General features: G+C 71.1%; 19 protein-coding genes, 1 tRNA gene and 1 pseudogene. 8 read left to right on the forward strand and 13 right to left on the reverse strand.

Going from position 1 to position 17,664, the window contains the following annotated elements:
- Positions 1-3: 3 nt before the first annotated feature.
- Both EFK10_RS29405 and EFK10_RS29410 read right to left on the reverse strand, forming a co-directional pair.
- On the reverse strand, positions 4-828 hold the full coding sequence (locus EFK10_RS29405) for an ABC transporter permease (protein WP_240677544.1): 825 nt from the start codon (positions 826-828) through the stop codon (positions 4-6).
- On the reverse strand, positions 821-1,621 hold the full coding sequence (locus EFK10_RS29410) for an ABC transporter permease (RefSeq protein WP_127358691.1): 801 nt from the start codon (positions 1,619-1,621) through the stop codon (positions 821-823). The genes EFK10_RS29405 and EFK10_RS29410 overlap by 8 nt, the downstream gene beginning before the upstream one ends.
- A 263-nt stretch (positions 1,622-1,884) precedes the next feature.
- Between EFK10_RS29410 and EFK10_RS29415 the strand changes: the two genes are divergently transcribed.
- Positions 1,885-4,122, forward strand: coding sequence for a transglycosylase domain-containing protein (locus tag EFK10_RS29415; protein ID WP_127358692.1), 2,238 nt, complete (start codon positions 1,885-1,887; stop codon positions 4,120-4,122).
- A 37-nt stretch (positions 4,123-4,159) separates the two neighbouring features.
- Here the strand turns inward: EFK10_RS29415 and EFK10_RS29420 are convergent, their stop codons facing one another.
- The gene (locus EFK10_RS29420) at positions 4,160-4,462 is read right to left on the reverse strand and encodes a GroES family chaperonin (RefSeq protein ID WP_127358706.1); all 303 of its coding nucleotides are present in this window, start codon (positions 4,460-4,462) and stop codon (positions 4,160-4,162) included.
- 67 nt (positions 4,463-4,529) lie between these two features.
- The gene (locus tag EFK10_RS29425) at positions 4,530-4,859 is read right to left on the reverse strand and encodes a DUF3618 domain-containing protein (RefSeq protein WP_127358693.1); all 330 of its coding nucleotides are present in this window, start codon (positions 4,857-4,859) and stop codon (positions 4,530-4,532) included.
- Between the two features lie 100 nt (positions 4,860-4,959).
- On the opposite strand from EFK10_RS29425, the gene bcp reads away from it, so the two are divergent.
- Together bcp and EFK10_RS29435 are read left to right on the forward strand one after the other, a co-directional pair.
- A complete protein-coding gene (gene bcp / locus EFK10_RS29430; protein ID WP_127358694.1) occupies positions 4,960-5,427 on the forward strand; it encodes a thioredoxin-dependent thiol peroxidase in 468 nt (155 codons plus the stop codon).
- 42 nt (positions 5,428-5,469) lie between these two features.
- Positions 5,470-5,554 (forward strand) — tRNA-Leu (locus EFK10_RS29435).
- Between the two features lie 48 nt (positions 5,555-5,602).
- Here EFK10_RS29435 and rdgB read toward each other — a convergent pair.
- The 5 genes from rdgB to EFK10_RS29460 form a co-directional block, all read right to left on the reverse strand.
- Complete coding sequence (rdgB, locus tag EFK10_RS29440; protein ID WP_127358695.1) at positions 5,603-6,208, reverse strand: RdgB/HAM1 family non-canonical purine NTP pyrophosphatase; 606 nt, start codon at positions 6,206-6,208, stop codon at positions 5,603-5,605.
- Between the two features lie 384 nt (positions 6,209-6,592).
- Complete coding sequence (locus tag EFK10_RS29445) at positions 6,593-6,979, reverse strand: hypothetical protein (RefSeq protein ID WP_127358696.1); 387 nt, start codon at positions 6,977-6,979, stop codon at positions 6,593-6,595.
- Between the two features lie 60 nt (positions 6,980-7,039).
- Complete coding sequence (rph, locus tag EFK10_RS29450; protein WP_127358697.1) at positions 7,040-7,777, reverse strand: ribonuclease PH; 738 nt, start codon at positions 7,775-7,777, stop codon at positions 7,040-7,042.
- Positions 7,778-7,787: 10 nt separating this feature from the next.
- Positions 7,788-8,906, reverse strand: a complete 1,119-nt coding sequence (locus EFK10_RS29455) for an aminotransferase class V-fold PLP-dependent enzyme (protein WP_127358698.1) — start codon at positions 8,904-8,906, stop codon at positions 7,788-7,790.
- The gene (locus EFK10_RS29460) at positions 8,903-10,225 is read right to left on the reverse strand and encodes an SGNH/GDSL hydrolase family protein (protein WP_127358699.1); all 1,323 of its coding nucleotides are present in this window, start codon (positions 10,223-10,225) and stop codon (positions 8,903-8,905) included. The genes EFK10_RS29455 and EFK10_RS29460 overlap by 4 nt, the downstream gene beginning before the upstream one ends.
- Positions 10,226-10,551: 326 nt before the next feature.
- Here EFK10_RS29460 and EFK10_RS29465 point away from each other — a divergent pair, with 326 nt between their 5' ends.
- The 5 genes from EFK10_RS29465 (at position 10,552) to EFK10_RS29485 (ending at position 14,664) form a co-directional block, all read left to right on the forward strand.
- Complete coding sequence (locus tag EFK10_RS29465) at positions 10,552-11,871, forward strand: DUF445 domain-containing protein (protein WP_127358700.1); 1,320 nt, start codon at positions 10,552-10,554, stop codon at positions 11,869-11,871.
- Between the two features lie 193 nt (positions 11,872-12,064).
- Positions 12,065-12,628 carry a sortase domain-containing protein gene (locus tag EFK10_RS29470; protein WP_322973426.1) on the forward strand — a complete coding sequence of 188 codons (564 nt, stop codon included), beginning with the start codon at positions 12,065-12,067 and terminating at the stop codon, positions 12,626-12,628.
- Between the two features lie 45 nt (positions 12,629-12,673).
- Positions 12,674-12,988: a DUF6412 domain-containing protein gene (locus EFK10_RS29475; protein ID WP_127358701.1), complete on the forward strand. Its 315-nt coding sequence runs from the start codon at positions 12,674-12,676 to the stop codon at positions 12,986-12,988.
- 92 nt (positions 12,989-13,080) lie between these two features.
- Positions 13,081-13,782 (forward strand): YidC/Oxa1 family membrane protein insertase, encoded by a 702-nt coding sequence (locus EFK10_RS29480; protein ID WP_127358702.1) that lies wholly within the window; start codon positions 13,081-13,083, stop codon positions 13,780-13,782.
- 27 nt (positions 13,783-13,809) lie between these two features.
- A complete protein-coding gene (locus EFK10_RS29485) occupies positions 13,810-14,664 on the forward strand; it encodes a fumarylacetoacetate hydrolase family protein (protein WP_127358703.1) in 855 nt (284 codons plus the stop codon).
- Between the two features lie 53 nt (positions 14,665-14,717).
- Here EFK10_RS29485 and EFK10_RS29490 read toward each other — a convergent pair whose 3' ends face one another.
- From EFK10_RS29490 to EFK10_RS29505, 4 genes and pseudogenes are all read right to left on the reverse strand, one after another.
- A complete protein-coding gene (locus tag EFK10_RS29490) occupies positions 14,718-15,365 on the reverse strand; it encodes a class F sortase (protein ID WP_240677545.1) in 648 nt (215 codons plus the stop codon).
- A gap of 5 nt (positions 15,366-15,370) precedes the next feature.
- Positions 15,371-16,285: a hypothetical protein gene (locus EFK10_RS48900; RefSeq protein WP_206305629.1), complete on the reverse strand. Its 915-nt coding sequence runs from the start codon at positions 16,283-16,285 to the stop codon at positions 15,371-15,373.
- 108 nt (positions 16,286-16,393) lie between these two features.
- Positions 16,394-16,828, reverse strand: a pseudogene (locus EFK10_RS29500) (HAD hydrolase-like protein); the annotation flags it as partial.
- Between the two features lie 305 nt (positions 16,829-17,133).
- The coding region (locus EFK10_RS29505; RefSeq protein WP_164836195.1) for a nuclear transport factor 2 family protein at positions 17,134-17,664 on the reverse strand (531 nt) is incomplete at its 5' end.

Here is a 17,664-nt window from a genome sequence, read left to right on the forward strand (position 1 = left end):
ACATCAGCTCCCTGTGCTCCGGTACGAACGCAGGCCCGTCCGCCACGCCAGTCCCGCCACCGCGCAGCACGCCACCGCGACCAGCGGCCCGGCCAAGTCCACCCAGCCGGGCAGGCCCAGCGGGTCGTCGCGGCCCAGGATCCGCAGCGCGGGCAGCCAGTTGACGAAGGCGAGTGGGACCACGAAGGTCACGCCGCGCACCAGATCCTTGGCGAAGACGGTGGGTGGGTACTGCAGCAGCGTGTTGCCGCCGTACGTAAAGGAGTTCTGGACCTCGGAGGCATCGCTGGCCAGGAACTGGAAGGCGCCGCCGAGCACGAAGATCGCGGAGAAGATGCCGGCCCCGCTGAGCAGCATCACCGGCATCAGCAGCAGCTTCAGTGGCGTCCACTGCAGGCCGTCCAGATGCGTCAGCGCCCACACCAGGACGAAGGAGCCCTGGCTGATCCGTCCGAGCCGGCGCAGCGCGAAGCGGTCCGCGGCGACCTGCGCCAGCACCGGCGCCGGGCGGACCAGCAGGGTGTCGAGGGTGCCGTCGCGGACCCGGCGGCCGAGGCGGTCCATGCTGCCCATGAGGAGGTCGGCGAGGCCGAAGGCCGTACTGGAGGTGCCGTACAGGAAGGCGACCTCGGGCAGTGAGAAGCCGCCGAGCGAGTCGACCTGGGAGAACATCAGCAGGATCGCGACGAAGTCGAGCACGGTCGCGGCGAAGTTGCCGAAGGTCGTCATCACGAACGAGGCGCGGTAGGTCATCGTCGACCGGATCCACATCGCGCTGATCAGCCCGTAGCAGCGCAGCCCCTCCAACAGCGCACGGCTCTCACCCACCTTGCACCACCACCTTCCGGGTTGCCACGGCCTGCAGCGCCCGCCCCGTGCCTAGCAGCACCACGGCCCAGCCGGCCTGGAAGGCGAGGGCCTTCAGCAGACCTGATCCCGTATGCACCCCGAGGAAGATGTCCGCCGGCACCTGGAGCAGCGCCGACCAGGGCAGCAGCCGCGCCACCTCGCCGAGCGTGCCGGGGAAGACGTTGAGCGGCAGCAGCATCCCGGAGAAGAACATCGTCGCCAGCCCGGAGATCGTCGTCACGCCGCCGCCGTCCATGAGCCAGAAGGCGCTCAGGACGACGAGATAGCGCAGCGCGAAGCTGACGACGACCCCGATCGCCACCGAGAGGATGAAGAAGACCCAGGTCAGCGGAGTGCCAGGCATGGTGAGGTCGAAGAACAAGGCGCCGAAGAGCATCGGCACGATGCCCCGCCCGATCAGGTGGAAGGCGGCCCGGCCCAGGTCCGAAGCGAGCCACCAGGCCTGCAGGTCGGCCGGCCGGTAGAGGTCGATGGCCACATCACCGCTGCGGATCCGCTCGATCAACTCGTCCTGGAAGCCGCCGCCCAGGACGGCGACCGTGATGAAGAGCGCCTGGCCGATCCAGACGTACGTGATGGCCATGGACTGGTCGTAGCCGCCGAGGTGCGGCCGCTGGTCCCACAGGGCGATGTACGTGTACGCCATGATCAGGCCGAAGACGGTGTTGGTGAAGATCCCCGCCGCCGTCGCCACCCGGTACGTCGAGTGCCGCCGGAAGCCGCTCACGGCGACCGCCGCGTACAGACTCATGCCGCCCCTCCCCGTACGTCCCCCGAATCGCGCGCAAGTGCACGAGCCTAGCGGTGGACCGGGAGGAGACTCCAACCGTTTTTCACCCTTACGAGTGGGCGGATTAGGACAATCGGCCTGTCACAGGCCTGTCACAAGTGTGTGCTGATGCCCGTATTCGGACCGTTGATGCGACAGTGTTTTGCGGGGCGTAGGCAACGATTGACCCAAGATGTTCCCGTTGCGGCACAACCCCAGGCAGCAGCGGAGGAGTCCAACAGAGCATGAGCAGTAGCACCACGGGCGGCAAGCCCAAGCGAACCGGCCTGCGCAGGCTGGTCCCCACGTGGCGGACGGTCGTCGGCTCCCTCCTGCTGCTTGTGCTGGCACTCGCCGCTGCCTTCCTCGCCGGCTACATGCTGGTCGACATCCCCAAGGCCAACGCCGGGGCCATCGCCCAGTCCAATGTCTACCTGTACGCCGACGGCTCACAGCTCGCCCGCGACGGCGCCGTCAACCGCGAGAACGTCACGCTCAGCCAGGTCGCCAAGACGGCCCAATACGCCACCCTCGCTGCCGAGGACCGGAACTTCTACCACGAGTCCGCCGTCAGCCCCAAGGCCATGGTCCGCGCCGCCTGGAACAGCGCGACCGGTAAGGGCCGGCAGTCCGGCTCCACCATCACCCAGCAGTACGTCAAGAACTACTACCTGACCCAGCAGCAGACCGCGGTCCGCAAGGTCAAGGAGTTCTTCATCGCGATCAAGCTCGACCGCGAGAAGACCAAGGACGAGATCCTCGAGGGCTACCTCAACACCAGCTACTACGGCCGCAACGCCTACGGCATCCAGGCCGCCTCCCAGGCCTACTTCGGCAAGGACGCCGAGCGGCTGACCGTCGCCGAAGGCGCGTACCTCGCCACACTCCTCAACGCCCCCAGCGAGTACGACGTCATCGCCCACCCCGAGAACAAGGACAAGGCCGTCGCCCGCTGGAACTACGTCCTCGACGGCATGGTCAAGGAGAGCTGGCTCAGCGAGAGCGACCGCGCGGCCACCAAGTTCCCCACGACCGACAAGGCCAAGGGCGCCACCGGCATGTCCGGGCAGCGCGGCTACCTCGTCGAGGCGGTCAAGGACTACCTCGCCGAAAACAAGATCCTCGACGAGGAGACCCTGCGCTCCGGCGGCTACCGCATCACCACCACCATCCAGAAGCCCAAGGAGACCGCCTTCACCGAGGCGGCGCAGAAGCAGCTCCTCGACAACCTCGACCCCAAGGCCCGCAAGGTCGACCAGTACGTCCGGGCCGGCGGTGCCTCCATCGACCCCAAGACCGGCAACGTCGTCGCGATGTACGGCGGCGTCGACTACACCAAGCAGTACGTCAACAACGCGACCCGGCGCGACTACCAGGTCGGCTCCACCTTCAAGCCGTTCATCTTCGCCTCCGCCGTCGAGAACCAGTCGCAGACCCAGGACGGCCGCACCATCACCCCGTACACGGCCTACGACGGCACCAACAAGCGCGAGGTCATCGGTCCCAACGGTCCCACCGGCTACGCGCCCGCCAACGAGGACAACGTCTCGTACGGGCAGATCACCGTGACCCGTGCCATGGACAAGTCCGTGAACGCGGTCTTCGCGCAGACGGCCCAGGACGTCGGCCCCGACAAGGTCAAGGCGACCGCCGTGGCGCTGGGCCTCCCGGCGAACACCCCGTCGCTGACCACCAATCCGTCAATGGCGCTCGGCACCGCCACCGCCAGCCCGCTGGACATGGCCCAGGCCTACGCGACGCTCGCCAACCACGGCAAGTACATCCCGTACACGCTCGTCACGAAGATCAGCAAGGACGGCTCGGACATCACGCTCCCCAAGCGCGACGCCAAGCAGGTCGTCACGCGCGAGGCCGCCGACACCACCACCTCGATCCTGCGCTCGGTCGTCAACGGCGGCACCGCCACCGCCGCGCAGGCAGCCGGCCGGCCCGCCGCGGGCAAGACCGGCACGATGGAGGAGGACAAGGCCGCCTGGTTCGCCGGCTACACCCCGAACCTGGCCACCGTCGTCGCCGTCATGGGCCAGAACTCCAACACCGGCAAGCAGGAACCCCTCTACGGCGCGACCGGCCTCGCCCGGGTCAACGGCGGCGGCTACCCGACGCAGATCTGGGCCGCCTACACCTCCGGCGCCCTCAAGGGCACCCCGTCGCAGGGCTTCGACCTCCAGCTGGAGAAGGGCGCCACCGCACCGCCCACGTCCGCCCCGCCGCCCACCACGGCCCCGTCCACCACCGCTCCCGCCACCAGCGCCCCGCCGGTCACCAGCGCCCCGCCGACCACCGAGGTCCCGACCACCACGGCCCCGCCCACCACCCTCTTCCCGAGCGGTGGCATGACGGGCGGGACCCTTGGCGGGACCGGGGGGACGGACAGCACGGGCGGCACGGGCGGCGGTGCGACGACGGACGGGCTCGATTTCGGCGGCACGACGGAGGGCGCGGAGAACACGTTCCAGTAGGCGGCCCTCAGCTCAGCGGTGGCGGATCAGTGGCCGATCAGAGGTAGAGCCCGGTGGAGTCCTCGGCCCCCTGGAGGCGCTCCGCTGCCACCGCGTGCAGGTCGCGCTCGCGCATCAGTACGTAGGCGGTGCCCCGCACCTCGACCTCGGCCCGGTCCTCCGGGTCGAACAGCACCCGGTCCCCGACCTCCACCGTCCGCACGTTCTGGCCGACCGCGACCACCTCCGCCCAGGCCAGCCGCTTCCCGACGGCCGCCGTGGCCGGGATCAGGATGCCGCCGCCCGAGCGTCGCTCGCCCTCCGGGCTGTCGCTGCGTACGAGCACGCGGTCGTGCAGCATCCGGATCGGGAGCTTGTCATTGATCTGTGTCGCCGTAGCGGTCTTGTTCGAACTCACAGATACGACGTTACCGGCGTCGCCTCCGCCACGAGAGCCCGGCCACCACCGCGACCACGGCCACCACCCCGACCGCCACCGGCACGATCCGGTCCAGGCGCGGGCTGCCGTCCTCCGTCGTGAACTGCCCGCGCGCTTCCGAGACCGCGCGGTTCACGGTCACGTAAGCCTTCCCGGCCGTACGATCCACCGCGGCCGCGACCTTCGCCTTCGTATCGGCCGCGATCGTCTTCGGGTGCACCCGCACCGCGATCTCGTCCAGCGCCGCGGCGAGATCCTGCCGCCTGCGGACAATGTCCGCCTCGATCTGCGCCGGGGTCCTCGCGTCCGCCTCCGACACCGCAACTCCTCCATCAGTTCGCCGGGTACCGTGACGGACAGTCTGTCAGTCCGTACGTTCCGACGCCCGTCGGCACCCCGTTTTCGAGGAGCTGCTCCCCATGGCCGACCGCCTCACCCCCGGCGAACCCGCCCCCGACTTCACCCTCCCCGACGCCGACGGCACCCCGGTCTCCCTGGCCGAGCACAAGGGCCGCAAGGTCATCGTCTACTTCTACCCGGCCGCCCTGACACCCGGCTGCACCAAGCAGGCCTGCGACTTCACCGACAACCTGGAGCTGCTGGCGGGCGCCGGCTACGACGTCATCGGCGTCTCGCCCGACAAGCCGGAGAAGCTGGCGAAGTTCCGCGAGAAGGAATCCCTCAAGGTCACGCTGGTCGCCGACTCCGACAAGGCCGTCCTGGAGGCGTACGGAGCCTTCGGCGAGAAGAAGCTCTACGGCAAGACCGTCACCGGCGTCATCCGCTCCACGGTCGTCGTGGACGAGGAGGGCAAGGTCGAGCACGCCTGGTACAACGTCAAGGCCACCGGGCACGTCGCCAAGCTCCTCAAGGACCTGAAAATCTGAGGCCGGCCCACCCGGGTCACCCAGTAATATGGCTGACTGCACGCGGCCGTGATGGAACTGGCAGTCATGCTGGGTTTAGGTCCCAGTGAGGTAATCCCTCGTGTGGGTTCGAGTCCCACCGGCCGCACAGCCCCCGAGGGGCCTCCGGAGGTTCTCCGGCGGCCCCTCGGTCCGACTACTGGCCCACCAGGTCGCGCACGACCGGCACCAGCGCCCTGAACGCCTTGCCCCGGTGGCTGATCGCGTTCTTCTCCTCCGCCGTGAGCTGGGCGCAGGTCCGGGCGTCGCCCAGCGGCTGGAGGATCGGGTCGTAGCCGAAGCCGCCATCGCCGGCCGGAGTGTGGCGGAGGGTGCCAAGCAGGCGGCCCTCGACGACGCGTTCGGTGCCGTCGGGAAGGGCAAGGGCGGCGGCACAGGAGAAGTGGGCGCCCCGGTGCGCCTCGCCGATGTCGGCGAGCTGGGCGAGCAGGAGGTCGAGGTTGGCGCGGTCGTCGCCGTGCTTGCCCGACCACCGGGCGGAGAAGATCCCGGGGGCCCCGCCGAGGACGTCGACGCAGAGACCGGAGTCGTCGGCCACAGCCGGATGCCCCGTGGCCTGGGCCAGCGCATGGGCCTTGAGGAGGGCGTTCTCGGCGAAGGTGACGCCCGTTTCCTTGGTGTCGGGTACCTCGGGGTAGGCGTCGGCGCCGACGAGCTCGTGGGACAGGCCCGCGTCGGCGAGGATCGCGCGGAGCTCGGTGATCTTTCCTGCGTTGCGGGTGGCGAGAATGAGGCGGGTCATGGCGTCGATTATCCCGCCAGCCCCGCCACCCGGGTTGGGGGTAAGCCGTCCGCCTGAGGGGAGCGAAGCGAGGTGGGGGCCCCGGCCGGAGGCTGGGGGTGGGGGCACTCCCCCAGCCTCCGGCCGGGGGGACCCCCACCCAAAGGAAGCTTTGGGGGAGGCAGGCCCAACCCGACCGCACCCGGCAGCGGGCGCGCATCACGACGGTGGGTGTCCGGGGGTGCGTCGGCGGCCGACGGTCCGTGGCCCGGGTTGTGCCAGCCTCCCGCACCCCCGGCCGAAGGCCGGGGGAGTGCCCCCATCTCGCTTCGCTCGCCTTGCGGAACGTTCTCCCACAACCCGGTGGAAGACCGGGGTCCGGGGCGGAGCCCCAGCGGGTCGGGGCTAGCTGGCGGTGCAGACCTTGGTGAGTTCGCCGGCGGCGGCGACGACGGGGGAGATGTCGGGGACTTGGCCCTTGTCGGCGGCGGTTTGGGCGTTGTCGACGGCTTGGGTGAGGTCCTTGACGGCGGCGCTGACGTCGGGGTCGCCGGTGTCGGCGCTGAGGGACTTGAGGTCCTGGGAGATCTGGTCCAGCGCGTCGGCCGCCGCCTGCGGGCTGTCGCCGGCGTTGCTGACGGCGTTCTGGAGGTCCTGGACGTCACTGGCGACGGTGGCGGCGGTCTGGGCGCAGTCGAGGGCCTTGCTGACGGCACTGCAGCTGACGAGGGCAGCGGCGGCGACGACCGGGACGGCGACGGCAAGGACGAGGTGGCGGGCGCGAGAAGGCATACCTCTCTATACGCGCCGCGCCGCCCCGGGGTTGCGTAAAACCGCCAAGTCAGGGCGGAGTCAGGCCTGCAGGACGTCGGCCAGCGCGAGGCGCTGCGCGGCGTCGAGTTCGGCGCAGCCGGCGACCGCGAGGTCGAGCAGCGAGTTGAGCTCCTTGCGGTCGAAGGGGGCGCCCTCGGCGGTGCCCTGGACCTCGACGAAGCGGCCGTCGCCGGTGCAGACGACGTTCATGTCGGTCTCGGCGCGGACGTCCTCCTCGTAGGCGAGGTCGAGCATCGGCACCCCGTCGATGATGCCGACGGAGACGGCGCTGACGGAGCCGGTGAGGGGGCGGGCCTTGAGGCGGACGAGGTGGTTACGCTGCATCCAGCCGATGGCGTCGGCGAGGGCGACGTACGCGCCGGTGATGGCGGCGGTGCGGGTGCCGCCGTCGGCCTGCAACACGTCGCAGTCGAGGACGACGGTGTTCTCGCCGAGCTGCTTGTAGTCGATGACGGCGCGCAGCGAGCGGCCGATGAGGCGGGAGATCTCGTGTGTACGGCCGCCGATCTTGCCGCGTACGGATTCGCGGTCGCCGCGGGTGTTGGTGGCGCGGGGGAGCATGGAGTACTCGGCGGTGACCCAGCCCTCTCCGCTGCCCTTGCGCCAGCGCGGGACGCCCTGGGTGGCGCTGGCGGTGCACAGGACGCGGGTGTCACCGAAGGAGACGAGGACGGAGCCTTCGGCGTGCTTGCTCCAACCGCGCTCGATGGTGACGGGACGGAGCTGATCGGGGGTGCGGCCGTCGATACGAGACATGGCATCGAGCCTATCGGCTGTCGGCCACTGCCTTGATCCCCGCCAGTACGCGCTCGACCGCCCCGGCCGTCGTCGAGGCGTGGGCGGAGAGCCTGACGGAGTCGGCCCGCACGGACGGGGTGACCTCCTGGGCGTGGAGGGCCTCGGCGACCCGCGCCGGGTCGGTTCCGGGGAGGCGGAAGGAGACGATGCCGGCGCGCTCGTGCGGGGCGGTGGGGGAAAGGATCTCGCCGCCGTGGGCCCGGACGGCGTCGATGAGTTCATCCACCCGTGTCGCGACGTGCGCCGCGATGGCCGGGACGGTGACCCGCTCGACCAGTTCCAGCGCCGCCGCGAAGGCGGCCGCCGTGACCGGGCTCAGATTGGTGATGCTCCAGCGCAGCGCGTCCGGGGCGACGGGATGCTCGGTGTCGTCGAAAACGGCGACATCCTCGATGCCGGTCCACCCGGTCAGCGTCGGCTCCAGCCGCTCCAGGGCCCGGTCGGACAGCGCGGCGAAGCCCGTGGCCCAGCTGGCCCGCAGCCACTTCTGGCCGCCGGCGACGACCACGTCGGCCGCTTCCCAGGGGAGGTCGGCGACGCCCAAGCCCTGCATGGCGTCGACGACCAGGAGCCGGTCGCCGATGACCTCGCGGATGGCGGCGAGGTCGGCGCGGTAGCCCGTACGGAAGTCCACTGCGCTCAGCGACACGGCGACCACGTCGTCCGTCAGGGCGGCCCGTACGGCGTCCGGGGTCGGCCGGGCGTCGAGCCAGCGCGGCTCGGCGCGGCCCAGGGCGGCGGTGCGGCGCCAGGGGTAGTGGTTGGCCGGGAAGTCGGCGGACGGCACGAGGACGACCCCGGACGGGATGCCGAACGCGGCGTGGAAGAGCCCGGTGGAGGTGTTGGGCAGCAGCGCGATGTGCGCCGTGTCCGTCCCGGCGAGCCGCGCGGCGGCGGCCCGGGCACGCGGCTCGGCCCACATGAGGTCGTTGACGGTGGTGTGGTCGGCCCGGGCCGACGCGGCCAGGGCGGCGGCCGTGGCGTCGAGGACGTCGCGGGAGGGCGGCCCGTAGCGGGCGAAGTCGAGGTAGCCCTCGGGCTCGCTGAAGTGCTCGGCGTATCCGGGCAGTCCTGTGGTGCGGGTCATGCGGTGCTCACCGTTCCGGCCTTGAGCACGCTGAGCGCGAACGCGTCGGCCATCGCCAGGTACCCGGCGTCGCTGGGGTGCAGGTGGTCGCCGGAATCGTACGCGGGCAGCAACCGCAGCTGGTGGGCCGGGTCGCGCAGGGCGCGGTCGAAGTCGATGACGCCGTCGTAGACCTCGCCCGCCCGGATCTCGGCGTTGACCTGCTGGCGTACGTACTCGGCGCGGTCGCTGTAGCGGGGGTGACCCTGCATGGGCATCAGGGTGCCGCCGACCACGCGCAGCCCGTGCTCGTGGGCGCGGCTGACGATCAGGCGGAGGCCGTTGGTGATGGCGTCGGGGTCGATCCGGCCGTCCGAGCGGAGGATGTCGTTGATGCCCAGCTCCACGATGACGGTCTTGACGCCGGTCCTGGCCAGCACGTCGCGGTCCAGCCGGTTGAGGGCGCTGGGGTTGGTCAGCGCACTGCCGTCGGTGGCGCCGTCGCGCAGGACGCGGTTGCCGCTGATGCCCTCGTTGAGGACGCCCATCCGCATCTTGCCCCCAACGGAGGCCGTCAGCCGGGCGGCGAGCTGGTCGGGCCAGCGGTGGTTGGCGCCGACGGTTGAGGTGGCGCCGTCCGTGATGGAGTCGCCGAACGTGACCACGGCCCCGGCGGCCTGCGTGGTGAAGACGTCCACAGCGGTGACGTACCGCCAGTACGGGCTCTGCCCGGTGAAGGACGTGCCGATCGTCTGCGCGGTGTGCTCGCCACTCGCGACGTACGAGATCTCGCGCGCCTGCGGGTGGTACGTCACCGGGCCCGACATCGTCGGGGAGTACGTCGTCACCAGCAGATCCGTCGCGCCCGGCACCGCCAGCTGCGCGGAGTCGCTGACCGCGCTCCCGCCCGCCGGGATCGTCACCATGCCGCTCCCGCCGAAGGTCAGCGCCCGCATGGTGCCCGGCATGGCCGCCGGGCCGCCGCCTGCCGCCGCCACGGCGATCGTGGTGTGCGTGATCACCAGCGGCTGCGTACCGAAGGCGTTGGACAGCGTGACCCGCGTGGAGGTGCCGCCCACACTGCTGTGCACGACATTGCGGATCGACATCCCGGCGTACCCGTTCGCCGTGCCCGGCTCGCCCCCGGCGGGGGCCGTCGCCCACGTCCCGACCCACGTCCCGGCCCCCGCGGGCGCGGCCGAAGCGGAGGTCCGCCCCACCGGCGCCTCGACGCGCGTCGTCGGATTGCCTCTGCCGACTCCGAAGCCGATCGCGGCCGATACGACGGCGACCAGCGCGGCGAGGGCCGCGAGCAGGGCATAACCGGTCGATCTGGCCATGCGGTGCTGTCTCCAGGGCTCAAGGTGGGGTAGGCGGAAGCGTCCTGCACAGGTGTGGCCCGCTCCCGTCCCATGATCCCATGGAGAGGGTTGGACCCGCCCGTCTGTCTTCTCGGACGCCGGGAACCCGTCCTTCGTTCCATGAATGCGCCCAAAGTGGCGTGGACAATACGACGGGAGGAGCCGGTGCCCCGAATGAGAGCTGCGGATATGACCGAACCGGATGTCACGGCATCGCCCGAGCTGCATTCCCCTGGGGGGCCACCCCCCGTACCCCCGGGAAGTACGGGGGCGGCGGGGCGGGCTGTGGCGGGAGGTGGGCGGCGATGAGCGGGACGGAGACGACGGGGCGGCCGGGCGCGGATGTCACGGGATCGCCCGGAGGCTGGTCGTACAGCGCGTCCGACGAGGCGAAGCGGCGTGGCGTACGAAAAATGAAGCTGCTGGCGAGTGGGTTGTTGCTGGCGGCGACGGTGGTGTACGCGCTGGCGAAGTGGGGGGAGTCGGCGGGGGCGGGGGCCTGGGCCGGGTATGTGGCGGCGGCGGCCGAGGCGGGGATGGTCGGTGCGATGGCGGACTGGTTCGCGGTGACGGCGCTGTTCCGGCGGCCGTTGGGGCTGCCGATTCCGCACACGGCGATCATTCCGACCAAGAAGGACGTGCTGGGGCGGTCGCTGGGCGACTTCGTCGGGGACAACTTCCTGTCCGCGCATGTCGTACGCACCCGGCTGCGTGCCGTCGGCATCGGGCTGCGCCTCGGGCGGTGGCTGGAAAACCCGGAGCACGCGGACCGGGTGACCGAGCAGGCGGCCGCGGCGCTGCGCGGGGCACTGACCGTGCTGCGGGACTCGGATGTGCAGGCGGTGGTCGGCGAGGCCATCACGCGGCGCGCGGATGCGCAGGAGGTCGCGCCGGGGCTGGGCAAGATGCTGGAGCGGGTCGTGGCGGACGGCGGGCACCGGCGGGTGGTGGACCTGGTTGTCGTGCGGGCCCACGACTGGCTGATCGAGCACGGCGACTCGGTGATGGACGCGGTGCAGGGCGGCGCACCGGGCTGGACGCCGCGCTTCGTGGACCGGAAGGTCGGGGAGCGGGTCTACAAGGAACTGGTGCGCTTCACCGCCGAGATGCGGGACATGCCCGACCATCCGGCGCGCGGCGCCGTCGACCGCTTCCTGGAGGACTTCGCGACCGAGCTGCAGTCGGACCCGGACACCCGGGCCCGGGTGGAGCGGCTGAAGAAGGACCTGCTGGCCAGGGGCGAGGTCCAGGACCTGATCGAGTCTGCCTGGAGCGCGGTGCGCGGCATGGTGGTGGCCGCGGCGGGCGACGAGCGCAGCGAACTGCGGCTGCGTGCCCGGGCCTCGCTGCTGTCGCTGGGGGCGCGGATGGCGCAGGACCCCACGCTGACCGCCAAGGTGGACGGCTGGCTGGAGGACGCGGCGACGTACGTCGTGACCACCTACCGGGACGAGATCACCTCGCTGATCACCGACACCATCGCCGGCTGGGATGCCGACCAGACCACCCGCAAGATCGAGGCGAACGTCGGCCGGGACCTGCAGTTCATCCGGATCAACGGCACGGTCGTCGGATCGCTGGCGGGGCTGGTGATCTACACCCTGTCGAGGGTTGTCGCGGGATAGCAATCTGACGGTACGTCATTTATCGTGCTGGGCGTGAAATGGCCCGGGCGCGTGCTGTGGGGTCTCGGGGAGGCGGCGATGACCTTCGGGACCGTCGTACTGCTGCTGGCCGCTCGCCAGCTGTGGTGGACCAACCTGCGGGCGCACGCCTCCGCCCAACGGCAGGTCACCCGGCTGGAGCGGCAGTGGGACGGTGCGGCGGCGGGCGGCACGCCGCAAGCCGGGTCGGCGGCAGCCTCCTCGGCGAAGGCCAAGACATCGGATCAATCGGCGCCGTTGCGGCAGTCAACCGCCGTCTCCCAGGCCTCCACATCCTCTGCATCCTCCGCATCCCCCGCATCGGCCTACCGCTCCCGTTGCCGAGGGCACCAGCAAGACCAAGGTCCTCAACCACGGCTACGTCGGCCACTATCCCGGCACCGCCCAGCCCGGACGGGCCGGCAACTTCGCCGTCGCCGGACACCGCAACACCCACGGCGAGCCCTTGCGCCACCTCGACCGGCTGCGCGTCGGCGACACCGTCACCGTCGTCGAGACGGCCACCGCGCACTTCACGTACGTCGTCGTCAGGTCCCTTCCGCAGACCTCGGCCCACGACGGCACCGTGGTCGCGCCGGGGCCGTACAGCAGCCTGCATCCCGCGTCGCGGCTGAAGGGGCGCGGCTACTACATCACCCTCACCACCTGCACGCCCGAATTCACCTTCCGCTACCGGATGGTGGTGTGGGGGCGGCTGACGGCTGCGGAGCCGCACTGAGACGGGCCGCTGGCGTTAGGCTGTGGGGGGAGGGAAGGGGGCCGGATGTTCCGTAACGCCGCCGCGCTGCGCGGGTATCTCGGCGCGGCTCTCTTCCTGCTGGCCGGGCTCCTGCTGACCGACTCGGGGCTGCCCGGCGCGGCCGCCACCGCCGCCACTGCCGCGGCCACCGCCGCCGCGCTGCTGCTCTGCCGGGCCTTCGCCGCGGCGACCGCCGCCACGCCGGTGCCGCGCGGGCGGATCCGTACCGCGATCCGCGACCGGCAGCGGCGTACCGCTTTTCTGCCGCAGCGCGATCCGGACGCCTCGGGCCGGCCACGGCCACGAGCGCCGGGACGTCTCGTCCCGACGACCGCGTAGGCGCTCGGTCCTTTTCAGGCTGCCGCGTGCGCGGCTCGTCACGCCGAATTCCTGATTCCGGCTCGACGAGACCCGTGGAGGGCTCCACTGCAATGTCCGTGTTCACGCATGTCCTGATGTCCATCGCCGGCCTGCTCCGCCCCTTGTGCGGCGGTGGGGCGGCCGTCGCCACCGGCGCCGCGATCGTCCTGTTCACCGTCGCCGTACGACTGGCGCTGCATCCCCTGGCGCGGGCCGCAGCGCGGGGCGAGAAGGTGCGGGCCCGGCTCGCTCCGCAGGTGGCCGAGCTCGGCCGCAGGCACAAGGGGGACCCGCAGAAGCTGCAGCGGGCGATGTCCGACCTGTACGCGAAGGAAGGGGTGTCACCCTTCGCCGGGATGCTGCCGTTGCTCGCCCAACTGCCGGTGTTCTTCCTGCTGTACCGCGTCTCGTCGGCCGTCGCGGTCGGCGGGCGCTTCGGCGACGCCCTGCGGGACGGCGGGCTCCTCGGGGCGCGGGGGCTGGTCTTCCTCGGCCTGTTCGCGGTGATCGCGGCGGTGGCAGGCTGGACGTACCGGCGGGCGCCCAAGGGGGAGGGCGTCGCGAAATACGTGCCGCTGCTGTCCTTCGGGACGCTGGCGACGGCCGCCTTCGTGCCGCTGGCGGTGGGGCTGTACCTGGCCACGACTACCGCCTGGACTGCGGCGGAGCGGGTTTGGCTGCAGCGTCCAGCAAATGGGAAGGGGCTTGCGGGGGCGGCGCCTGCCGTTGGACGATCGGACAAGATATCCGATGACCGTCCTCATCGGACGTGATGATCTGGACTGAAGAAGGAGTCTTCTGTGAAGCTGCTGCGAGCCGGAGCCGTCGGGGCCGAGCGCCCCGCGCTGCTGGACCGTGACGGGGTCCTGCGTGATCTGTCCGCCCTGGTGCCGGACATCGACGGATCGCTGCTGGCCGACGACGCCGCACTCGCCCGGATCCGCGAGGCCGAGGCGGACGGCACGCTGCCCGTGCTCGACGCGAGTGTACGGGTCGCGCCGCCACTGGGCCGGATCGGCAAGATCGTCTGTATCGGGCTGAACTACCACGACCATGCGACCGAGACCGGCGCGGACATCCCGGCCGAGCCGATCATCTTCATGAAGGCCCCCGACACGGTCGTCGGGCCCGACGACACGGTGCTGGTGCCGCGCGGCAGCGAGAAGACCGACTGGGAGGTCGAACTCGCCGTCGTCATCGGCCGCGAACTGCGCTACGCCGCGTCGGCGGATGAGGCGCTGGCGGCCGTGGCCGGCTACGCCATCGCCCACGACGTCTCCGAGCGCGCCTTCCAGATCGAGCGCGGCGGCCAGTGGGACAAGGGCAAGAACTGCGAGACCTTCAACCCGCTGGGACCCTGGCTCGTCACGGCGGACGAGGTGCCGGATCCGCAGGCGCTCGGCCTGCGGCTCTGGGTCAACGGCGAGCTCAAGCAGAACGGCAGCACGGCCGACCAGATCTTCCCGGTGGCCGAAGTCGTCCGCTACCTCAGCCAGTTCATGACCCTCTACCCGGGCGACGTCATCAACACCGGCACCCCGGCCGGCGTGGCCCTCGGCCAGCCGGAGCCGAAGCCGTACCTCCGGGCCGGCGACGTGGTCGAGCTGGAGATCGACGGCCTCGGCCGGCAGCGCCAGGTATTCAAGGGCGCCTAGCGCGCCCCCGCGCAAAGGGCTCCGGCCCGCGCGTCACCCGGCACCCACCGCCCTCACGCGGGGTGGGTGCCGGTGAGGGCGGCGTAGACGACGACGTTGGCCGAGTAGGCCTGCTTGGCGTGGTCGAAGGTGCCGCCGCAGGTGATGAGGCGGAGTTCGGGGCGCCCGTCGGAACCGTAGACGCGCTCGGGGCGGAAGCCGGATTTCTCGACGACCTGGACGGCTTCGACGGTGAACTCGGCGACCGTGCGGTCGGACCGGGTGACGTCGATGAGCGCGCCGGCGGCGATCGTGCTGAGCGGGTAGAAGACGGCGGGCCGTGTCCTGGTGTCGACATGGCCGACGACGACGGCGGCACCCTTGGCACCCGGGGTCGGCCCGGCCCCGTACCAACCGGCGACGTTCGGGGTGCTGTAGGGCGGCGGGTCGACGGCGCCGGTGCGGTCCAGGCCGCGTACGACGATCGGGGCGTGGACGCCGACCGACGGAATGTCGACGCGGAGCGGCCGGGCGGCGGGCAGCGGCAGGTGCGGGGCGTAGACGGCGGGCGGGCGCCCGCCACCGTCCTTGGCGGCCGACCCGGCGGAAACGGCGGCCTGGGCAGGGGCGGTCGCACCGTCGAGGTGGATGTAGCCCTTGAGCCAGGCCGCCAGCAGGACGAGCGCGGCGGCGAAGCCCGCCAGGGTCCGACCTTGCGTCACGGCCGTCAGTCCCGGCCGCGGCCGCGCCGACGGCGGTGCATGGCGAGCCCCGCGATCCCGGCCGCGGCGAGTACGCCGGCGGCCACTACGCCCGGCACTCCCGCGTCATGCGAGTGCTGCCCCTGGCTGGCGAGGAGCTTCGCCGTGCCGCCGCCGCCCGCCGGGACCGGCGCGCCTGGCAGGTCGCCCCACTGACTGTCGCGGCCGCCGCCGCCAAACTGGTTCTGCTGGTTTCCGCCGCCGGCCCATTGCTTTTCCTGGCCGACTCCGCCTCCGACTCCTCCGACTCCTCCGCCGACTCCGCCTCCGACTCCGCCTCCGACTCCGCCTCCGACTCCGCCTCCTCCGACTCCTCCGCCGACTCCGCCTCCTCCGACTCCTCCGCCGACTCCGCCTCCGCCGACTCCGCCGCCGGTGTTGTCCCATTGCTTTTCCTGGCCGCCTCCGCCTCCGCCTCCGACTCCGCCTCCGGTGTTGCCCCACTGCTTCTCCTGGCTGCCTCCGCCACCGCGTGTGTTGCCGCCCCACTGTTTCTCGTGGTCGCCGTTGTCGCCCGACTGCGTGTCGGAGTTGGTGACGGTCAGCGTGGCCTGGGTGGCGTGGGTCAGCCCCTCGCAGCTGATGGACACCGGGTACGAACCCGGCGTGGTGGAGGAGCTGACCACCGCCTCGGCGAACAGCCCGCCGTCCGCCGCCGGGGCGAGCCTGACCGTGGAGACGAAAGCCCTCGAAGTGACGGTGCCGGAGACGGCTTGCCCGCAGGAGAGCGTACGGATGTCCACGTCGCCACCCGGCGAGACCGCGGACGGCGTGAGCGTGACCTCCCCCTGGCCGGGGAACGCGGCGGCGGCAGGGCCGGACAGCGCCATCAGCGCGGCGGCTGCCCCGGCGGCGTACAACGGGATACGGACAGAGCCCATGGCGGAATACCTCCAGTCGTCCGGGCTCACGTCATCACCCGGTTCTTCGAAGGTCCGCCGCATGGCGTGTCACCGCACGCGGTGATGCTCCGTACGAGTCAGCAGGCGTCAGATCTCTTCGACGAGGTCCGCGATCGAATTGACGACCCATGAGGGCTTGAAGGGGTACCGGTCTATGTCGGCGGTCGTCGTCAGCCAGGTGAGCACCAACACCGTTTCCATACCGGCCTCAAGCCCCGCCAGGACATCCGTGTCCATGCGGTCGCCGATCATCGCGCTGGTCTCGGAGTGCGCCTCGATGCGGTTGAGGCCGGCCCGCATCATCAGCGGGTTCGGCTTGCCGACGAAGTACGGATCCTTGCCCGTCGCCTTCGTGATCAGCGCCGCGACCGAGCCGGTGGCCGGCAGCACGCCCTCGGGGGACGGGCCGGTCTCGTCGGGGTTGGTCGCGATGAAACGCGCGCTGGCGTTGATCAGCCGGATGGCCTTGGTGAGCGCCTCGAAGCTGTACGTACGGGTCTCACCCCGAACGAGCAGTGTTGGTGGGCTGCTGGGCTGCTGGGCTTGCGGGCGGTGGTCCCGCGGCGGGGGCCGGGCTCGGCGGCGTCGGAGCTGCCATCCGTGTATCAGCAGGTCATGGGCGCTTTCGATGCTGGGGCGCCGGGGTTGCGGTCGGTGCAGGTGTGCGAGGCGCTGGGGAGCGGAGTAGCGGGCGCCTGAGGGATGATCAGAGCAGATGATCAAGGCCCGCAGCCTGCGGGTGCGCCCTTGACCACTGCCAGACCAGGGCCTCCCACCTGTGGGTGACCACCGTGGCCGCTCACATGCTCAACGGCATGAGCGAAGGGTCAGGGTAGCGAGGTGGGCAGCCCGAAGGGTGCGAAGTGGTCGGGGCCGAGGAATGAGGTGATCTCGGCGATGTGCTCGCCGCGCAGGGTCAGCACTGTGATCGACCAGGCGACGTGTGGGCCGGCGTCGTCGTTGCCAACGTAGAACGCCACGGTCGGCTGGCCGTTCGCGCTGGCCACGAGGTGGCGCCAGCTTGGGCAACGGTTCATGGGGACCTGCACGGCGAAGTCGGTGACGGCCTCAAGGCCGTGGTACCAGTGCGGCAGCGGCGGCATCGACCAGGTGACGTCCTCGGTGAGCAGCGCGACCAGGGCGTCGGCGTCGCCGCGTTCCAGGGCGGTGGCGTACCGGGTGACGATCTCCCGCACCCGGGGGTCGCCGATCTGGCGCAGCGTCTGCTGCTGGGTACGGGAGGGAACCTTCTCCGCGACAATCTTGCGGGCTCGCGCCAGCGCGGAGTTCACGGACGTGGTCGAGGTGTCCATCATCGTGGCGATCTCGGCGGCGGAGAATCCGAGGACCTCGAACAG

The sequence above is a fragment of the Streptomyces soli genome, assembly GCF_003999195.1.
GTDB lineage: Bacteria > Actinomycetota > Actinomycetes > Streptomycetales > Streptomycetaceae > Actinacidiphila > Actinacidiphila soli.

What these genes read in the sequence shown, in the direction of transcription:
- EFK10_RS29415 (WP_127358692.1), top strand. Translation starts at nt 1,885, where the DNA reads ATGAGCAGTAGCACCACGGGCGGCAAGCCCAAGCGAACCGGCCTGCGC.
- bcp (WP_127358694.1), top strand. Translation starts at nt 4,960, where the DNA reads ATGGCCGACCGCCTCACCCCCGGCGAACCCGCCCCCGACTTCACCCTC.
- rdgB (WP_127358695.1), bottom strand. Translation starts at nt 6,208, where the DNA reads ATGACCCGCCTCATTCTCGCCACCCGCAACGCAGGAAAGATCACCGAG.
- EFK10_RS29460 (WP_127358699.1), bottom strand. Translation starts at nt 10,225, where the DNA reads ATGGCCAGATCGACCGGTTATGCCCTGCTCGCGGCCCTCGCCGCGCTG.
- EFK10_RS29480 (WP_127358702.1), top strand. Translation starts at nt 13,081, where the DNA reads ATGTCCGTGTTCACGCATGTCCTGATGTCCATCGCCGGCCTGCTCCGC.
- EFK10_RS29445 (WP_127358696.1), bottom strand. Translation starts at nt 6,979, where the DNA reads ATGCCTTCTCGCGCCCGCCACCTCGTCCTTGCCGTCGCCGTCCCGGTC.
- EFK10_RS29465 (WP_127358700.1), top strand. Translation starts at nt 10,552, where the DNA reads ATGAGCGGGACGGAGACGACGGGGCGGCCGGGCGCGGATGTCACGGGA.
- rph (WP_127358697.1), bottom strand. Translation starts at nt 7,777, where the DNA reads ATGTCTCGTATCGACGGCCGCACCCCCGATCAGCTCCGTCCCGTCACC.
- EFK10_RS29455 (WP_127358698.1), bottom strand. Translation starts at nt 8,906, where the DNA reads ATGACCCGCACCACAGGACTGCCCGGATACGCCGAGCACTTCAGCGAG.
- EFK10_RS29420 (WP_127358706.1), bottom strand. Translation starts at nt 4,462, where the DNA reads ATGCTGCACGACCGCGTGCTCGTACGCAGCGACAGCCCGGAGGGCGAG.
- EFK10_RS48900 (WP_206305629.1), bottom strand. Translation starts at nt 16,285, where the DNA reads ATGGGCTCTGTCCGTATCCCGTTGTACGCCGCCGGGGCAGCCGCCGCG.
- EFK10_RS29410 (WP_127358691.1), bottom strand. Translation starts at nt 1,621, where the DNA reads ATGAGTCTGTACGCGGCGGTCGCCGTGAGCGGCTTCCGGCGGCACTCG.
- EFK10_RS29475 (WP_127358701.1), top strand. Translation starts at nt 12,674, where the DNA reads ATGTTCCGTAACGCCGCCGCGCTGCGCGGGTATCTCGGCGCGGCTCTC.